The sequence below is a fragment of the Paenibacillus sp. Soil522 genome (assembly GCF_001428245.1).
In the GTDB taxonomy this organism is placed as follows: Bacteria; Bacillota; Bacilli; order Paenibacillales; family Paenibacillaceae; genus Pristimantibacillus.
In genome coordinates this window covers 1-6,181 of the sequence record NZ_LMRV01000103.1, presented here as the reverse complement: position 1 = coordinate 6,181, position 6,181 = coordinate 1, and the positions used below count along the sequence as shown (strand labels likewise).

Genomic DNA, 6,181 nt, shown 5'->3' with positions numbered 1-6,181 from the left:
GTACTGTTTCTTCTTCATATCTCGTTCCCCTCCGCTTGATTTCATTGTATCTAAGTAAGGGGTGTACTGTCCAAGTCTAAATAGGGGCTAAATAGCTACAATCTCAGCATTGTTTTAAGTGTAAGTAGAAGTGAAGCATGAGCTTTATCACCGCCCATTGGAGTTGGTGAGGCACTGATTACCGCTGTAGGTTTATTCATAAACTCGGTTGTAGATACGAGCCAATCCAAGGCGTTTTTCAACACGCCAGGCACGCCGTTCCCATATTCCGGTGTACATAAAAGCACACCATCTGCCTCCTTAAGCTGTGTCCTTAATCCTCTGACAGGAGCAGGTCCTTCGTCAACATCGATGTCAGGGTTAAAATGCGGAAGGTCACCCAACCCGCCATAGATGGTAAATTTCATGTTTTCCGGGGCTAATCCGATGATGGCATTCATTAATGCTGTATTTGAGGACTTTTGACGAAGACTACCCGCGGGGCTAATCCGATGATGGCATTCATTAATGCTGTATTTGAGGACTTTTGACGAAGACTACCCGAAATAGCCAAGAGTTTAATTTCCTTATCCATTCCACATCATCTCACTTCTTCTGTGATTCCGACACATATCATAGGCTATTGCTTCTTTCGTCTCACGCAATAACCCGTTAGTTGAACGCTTATTAGGCAGAAAGATTATTCAATCCACTGTCTCGGTCCTATAGTATGGAAGAGATGCTGTCTGTCATTCTTTAAAGCATCCTGTATACGTTTATAAGTGAAATCACTAATTGGTTTTGGCAGATCATCGATCGAGCAATATCTGCATTCCAAAATCTCAGGTGAACTTGGCTCAGGTTCTTGATTATTTTCGTTATTTGAAATGAAAACAAAATGATGCATGTCATAGTTTGGGTCATAATAAATTCCAGTTAATTGCCCAACTTCTACTTTAAGCCCTGTTTCTTCCAGCACCTCTCTTTTTGCAGTTTCCTGTGCTGATTCATTCTCTTCAGATTTCCCACCTGGAAGATCCCAATTATTTTTACCGTAGCTGTGTTTTACCAGCAAAATGCGTCTTTCTGAATCAAATATAATTGCTGCTGCACCCATCAACTTATTTGACAAAATAGTTCCCCCTAATATTATATTGGTTAACATAAATTTGACGCCAAATAGTGGAAAAAGTTTCAGGTCAACCCACGCTCTACTGCCCGTTACTTCAATGAAAACAGGGAGCAGCACCGCGGCGCCTGCTCCAGTCTCATTTCGCTATCGTACCCGCTAGCTCAATAGAGAACCTTGATGTTACAGAGGATTATAGTCCCCACTGAAATAATATTGATAATTATTGTCGATGCGGATATAGCCTAGAATACAATGCCTTCTATCCCTGTGAAAAATACTCGAGTAATTTTTATTATCCCTGTTACCCTCTGCTACCAAAATTTCTTTCTCGTTAACAGCAAGAACAATCCCAATATGATCATGTGGATGATCTGATAGAAGCTTATCATAAATGACGATGTCACCTCGTTGAGGCGTAAACCCATCCTGCTCGTCAAGATGGAAGAACCCAGTTTCAGGTAACTGAGCCCATTCCAACCATGCACCAACGCCGGCTAGCCTATGGCTCCCATTCGGATATCGTATAGGCAAAAGAAATCCGGCTTGTCTGCAACTGTGGTATACGAAAGCAGCACACCAACTATTCTTTAGCTCTTTATATATACTCGCATCTGGCCAATATCTGCATATTTCCCGATAGCCTTCATCTCCTGGGACACCGATTATGTTTTGCTCAGCAAGCATTTCTGCAATATCTGCCAACTTACTGCGTTTGTCCTCGTTGAGTTGTGGTTTTGTTTCCTTCTCTTTGTGGAATAACTCTTCTATAAATTCGCCCTGAAGTCCCAGTTCACCAAGCACCTTTCGTAGCCGATTCACATCCATTTGACGTAACCTGCGGGCTGAATTTTGAAAATATAATTGAAGTATAATTGCATCCTTAACGATCTCTTCATATGGACCATGGCTTCGACTGCTATCATCCTGGTAGAAAATTGACCGGAGAACAGTGATCTGTTCTTCTTCAGTAAACATGCCAATATCCCGTATTATAACTCTAACTGTCTCGGCACTATTAGGACCGGGAAACTCAGCGATTTCAGTTTTAAAAACATAATAATCATGAAGCAATCCAGCAATCGCCGCAAGTTCTGGATTTTGTCCTCGCTTTATGGCGAGCATTGAAGCAAATGTAGATACCCCGTATAAGTAAACCGTTGCTTCATGCCTGTTAACCATACTTTCAATAGAAAACAACATTTCATCAACAAGTATTTTAATACTTTCAAAACGCTTATTTTTCTTCCGCTCACCGATCAAAATAATAGCCTCCTTAACTTCTATGAACAAATTACATGCGATGATTCGGTATCCGTTAGTTCAAAGCAAATCAGAGTCGCAATACGGTTATTAGCTCGTCTCCTAAGATTTCGCCGTTTTCACGGAAACCGAAGCTTTCATAAAGCTTTTTGGCGGCCACGTTATCATCCTTATAGGAAATCCAGCAGTAATGTGCAGGCCCTGCCGGAAAGGTTCGGATAAATTCCAAGATTTTTTTCATGGCTTCCCGACCATAGCCCCTGTTCTGGTATTGTTTGTCAATCATCAGTCGCACGATGCAATAGCTGTCGTCTGCGATTGTCGGGAGTTCGTACCCGGTGATTCTATAAGTAATCATTACAAAACCGACCGGTTGTTCATCCGCGTAAATGGTAAACGGAAAAGGATGTCCCCCATTGGTTGCAAGGACATAACACGAAGCTACGCTTGATAGATTAGATGCAACGAAGCGGCGTTGATCTTCTGAAACTTCCAGGTTAAATATGGCACGTCGGTTTTCCAGCGTGATTTTTCTGAGCGTAATCATGCAGGGCTTCTCCCTTCATTATCTTAGGTAAATTACCTGTTACGTTGTTGCTTTTAGCTGTGCCGTTTCTCTTATCGTTTTTGCGCCGCGGTCGCTTAATTACCATACAATTTATGTGAAAAAAGTAATAGACTTATGTTGAATTTTTTTATAGACTATTATGTATCTATGGCTTTTTTAGGGAGCATCGTTAACCGACACAATTATGTGCCGGTTTTTATTCGTTAACGTAAACTGCCCGTTTAGCGTAACAAAGCTGCCGATCTATGCCGGCAGCTTCGTCCTGGTTATTCATTATGCTATAGTTACCCTTTAGCTTAATGATTTAAATGATTAACCAATTCGTTCTCTCTTATCTCCCACCATTCGTCCGCCGTTCACAACCAGCCATTCCCCCGTCTCCCAATCCGACAGCTCTAGACTTGCCGGTTTATAGTATAAATCGAACCGGATGGCCATCTCCCGTTCCCAGGGATGACGAATGAATAATGATCGGAAAATCCCGTCCAGCCCTGGGATCGCGAAGCCGATCGGGTCAGGGAAAAGCGCCTCGGACTCTTCCCTCGATAGATCCGTCTCCAACGCGAATTGGAAAATCGGACTATTCGTGTACTTATCGTGAACAAGCTCAAACTTAGGCGTTCGCTTGATAGAGAAGTTGGTAATATCAGTCTCGAATTCCTCTTCTTCAGCGGGCAGGATGAACGGCCAGTCCTCGCCCGGGTAACGATAAAGATTCGCCCTTTTCGCCAGTTCCGACAGCAAGGCTGTCCACTCCGAAGGTGTAATTGAAGCCGTAGGGATGTTCACGCCCGCGTGATCCATTCCGATGAGCCTGCCTTCAAGTCGCTTGTAAAGTTGCTCCATCGAAATCGCTCCCTCTTGTACGGACACGAAACTCTCGACACCGTAACCTAGAGGAATAGGTCTATCTGAATCTTCACTATTGCTCCAATATACGGCGGGAAATGTCCTATTCTCCCACCGGAATGCGATCCTAGGCAAAGCCGTGCTGCCTTGTCTAAGCGAGGGGATATGTTCCAGTAGATTGCGAAAATGGGTACCCCACTCTCGCTCCACTTCTGTGTTCTGCGGGAAAACGAATGTAAGCTCGCTAATCCGTTCCATTTTTAAATACCTCCCGATATTTATGGCATAACCTTAGATTCTATTTCAGAGCATACTAAAGGCTCCTTTAATTTTAGAACATATGTTCCTAGATGTAAATATTTTATTTCCTTATTTTGCATACTAATCTGCCCGTTCGTATTATAAGATCAGCCAGTTTTTTCTGGTTGACCTCTTTTGTTATTAAGAGGTTTAGTAAATGGTAGCCGGGGTCGAACGTAACTGCCCGTGGGACCATGATCCCGTGTGCTAAACTGTTCACCCCCTACTTGTAGAAACATGTTTGAGGCTGGTTGAGACAACGATCTCGTATAACAAGCGAAGCTATGACACTGCAAGAAGGACTAGGGGCTGCCGGCAAATACGAATTGGAAGGTGATATAAGATGAATCCAGTAGTTGGACTGGATATTGCTAAGGGGGAAAGTCAAGGCCAAGCCTTCTTAGACAAGGGAAAACCTTATGGTAAAAGCTTTACTGTCCATCATACCCGTGAGGGATTGGGGGCCTTTCTTCACTTTTTGAAAGACATTCAATCCATGACAGGACAGCTGCCGATGGTCATCCTGGAAGCGACAGGTCATTATCATACCCCTGTTACACAGTTCCTGGACGAACACAACTACCTTTACATCATTGTAAATCCACTTCTGTCTTATGAAGCGAAAAAGTCTTCAAGCTTACGGAAAGTGAAGACGGATGCCTTTGATGCTTATGCTTTATGCGAATTCTTTTATAAAGAGGATTTCGAACCTCATAAGAAAAGAGGTGTTCAATTATTAAACCTTCGCAACCTTACAAGACAGCATGAATCGGTAACGGGTCAGTTTGTCCAGATCAAACTACAATTCCAAGCAGCATTAGACCAAGTGTTTCCGGAGTTTAAGGGTGTATTCGGGGATTTGTATTCTGTGGTGTCTTTACAAACCTTGTTGGAATTCCCGACGTCCGAGGCCGTACTGAGCACCGGTGAGCCTCAATTAACTGAGAAGATTGCAATTTTATGTACAAGTCGTTCCGAAAAATGGGCTAAGGAAAAGGCTCAAGAACTTATGGCAGCTGCAACCCGAAATCCGTTTCGTAAAGCACCGTATCAAAGCCATTTGTTTAGCATGAGTATGTACATTAACATGCTACTTCATTACAAAGAGCATCTAACAGCCCTCGTAAAGGAAATAGATGCCCTCGCAAATGAAGTTGAAGAATATGATATTATCCAATCGATTCCCGGTATTGGAGAGAAAATCGCTGCAACGATTATTTCCGAACTCGGTGAGATCAATCGGTTTAATCACCCTAAGAAGCTCGTAGCTTTCGCTGGTGTAGATCCAAGCGTGCATATCTCCGGTAAATTTACCGCAACCATTAATCGGATCACAAAACGAGGATCCAGCAGGCTGAGGCGCGCCTTATATATGGCCGTACTCTGTGGGCTAAGGCGTACTGGCAGTAAAAAGCTCAAAGCCTTTTACGACAAGAAAATGTCCGAGGGAAAACCTCATAAATTAGTGATGATCGCCTGTGTGAACAAGTTGCTCCATTGGATATTTGCCATGCTTAAAAGGAAAGAAAATTTCCTCGAATTAACTTAGTTGGTAAATCAACGAAATATATGAAATACCTTCCATCATAATGAGGAGGGTTATTTGGCATGCTCGTTTTCCAGTATAACATCAATCAGTCGTTCGTTAATTAGAAAAATCTTGACAAGATATTAGCTGGTTTAGTTTAACGAAGAGTTGCTAGCCGAGACCCTTAATACCGGATTGTTAAGGGTGATGCTGATTTGGAGACTTAAAGGAAATCGATCTTCGCTAAGTATACATTATCTCTGTCGGCAATCGGATAATGTACTTGTCATCGCAATTGAAAAGAACTTAATCCTATAACTAAAAAAGCCCGCGATTTAAGCGGACTCCAATCGGGCAATGTTCCTATCCTTTGACAATTTTTAAGTCAATTGCTTTGCTCTATGGAATATTTGGAGTAATGTTTCGAAGTCTTCTTTTAATGTCTCTTCAGTAATGTTGTTTTGTTGATCATTCTTTTTAAAATGTTCAAGTTCATTGTTTTTCTGCTGTAATTGCTCTTTTAAGTTACTGATTTGATTAGCCATATTTATAATAAGTTGCTTCT

The 6,181-nt window shown here is 42.3% G+C and carries 6 protein-coding genes and 1 pseudogene; 1 reads left to right on the top strand and 6 read right to left on the bottom strand.

Going from position 1 to position 6,181, the window contains the following annotated elements; all coding sequences use genetic code 11:
• Positions 1–113: 113 nt before the first annotated feature.
• The 5 genes and pseudogenes from ASG81_RS28175 to ASG81_RS28155 all read right to left on the bottom strand — a co-directional run.
• A pseudogene (locus ASG81_RS28175) lies at positions 114–509 on the bottom strand (NADPH-dependent FMN reductase); the annotation flags it as partial.
• A gap of 170 nt (positions 510–679) precedes the next feature.
• Complete coding sequence (locus ASG81_RS28170; protein WP_162255081.1) at positions 680–1,111, bottom strand: NUDIX hydrolase; 432 nt, start codon at positions 1,109–1,111, stop codon at positions 680–682.
• A gap of 180 nt (positions 1,112–1,291) precedes the next feature.
• Complete coding sequence (locus ASG81_RS28165; RefSeq protein WP_235549071.1) at positions 1,292–2,371, bottom strand: CHAP domain-containing protein; 1,080 nt, start codon at positions 2,369–2,371, stop codon at positions 1,292–1,294.
• 70 nt (positions 2,372–2,441) lie between these two features.
• Positions 2,442–2,918, bottom strand: a complete 477-nt coding sequence (locus ASG81_RS28160) for a GNAT family N-acetyltransferase (RefSeq protein WP_056642667.1) — start codon at positions 2,916–2,918, stop codon at positions 2,442–2,444.
• Between the two features lie 333 nt (positions 2,919–3,251).
• Positions 3,252–4,046 carry a hypothetical protein gene (locus tag ASG81_RS28155; RefSeq protein ID WP_056642664.1) on the bottom strand — a complete coding sequence of 265 codons (795 nt, stop codon included), beginning with the start codon at positions 4,044–4,046 and terminating at the stop codon, positions 3,252–3,254.
• Positions 4,047–4,431: 385 nt separating this feature from the next.
• Between ASG81_RS28155 and ASG81_RS28150 the strand changes: the two genes are divergently transcribed.
• On the top strand, positions 4,432–5,637 hold the full coding sequence (locus tag ASG81_RS28150; RefSeq protein WP_056642660.1) for an IS110 family transposase: 1,206 nt from the start codon (positions 4,432–4,434) through the stop codon (positions 5,635–5,637).
• Positions 5,638–5,996: 359 nt separating this feature from the next.
• Here the strand turns inward: ASG81_RS28150 and ASG81_RS28145 are convergent.
• Positions 5,997–6,181: hypothetical protein (locus ASG81_RS28145; RefSeq protein WP_235549070.1), on the bottom strand; the 185-nt coding region annotated here is incomplete at its 5' end.